This is a genomic window from Pauljensenia sp. UMB3104 (assembly GCF_030217285.1).
Classification (GTDB): domain Bacteria; phylum Actinomycetota; class Actinomycetes; order Actinomycetales; family Actinomycetaceae; genus Pauljensenia.
In genome coordinates this window covers 1-268 of the sequence record NZ_JASONN010000329.1, presented here as the reverse complement: position 1 = coordinate 268, position 268 = coordinate 1, and the positions used below count along the sequence as shown (strand labels likewise).

At 63.1% G+C, this 268-nt stretch carries 1 pseudogene; it reads left to right on the top strand.

Annotated features, from left to right (window positions below):
• Positions 1–268, top strand: a pseudogene (locus tag QP415_RS11905) (glycosyltransferase); the annotation flags it as partial.

Below are 268 nucleotides of genomic sequence, written 5' to 3'. Positions count from 1 at the left end.
CGATGGGTCCGATGACAACACGGGAGCTGCCGCCCGCGCCGCCGGTGCAGTCGTCGTCCGCCATTCTGTGGAACGAGGCCGCGCATCCGCCATCGAGACTGGCGTCAAAGTGGCCGCGATGCGCGATCGGGCGGATTGGCCTGCGCGCCTTCTTCTTGTTCTGAACGCTGACTTGGGAGATTCGGCGGTTGAGGCTACTGCGCTTGTTGAGTCCGTGATGAACGGTGAAGCCGACTGCGCGTGTTCTATTCCCGTAGGAATGAGCCTC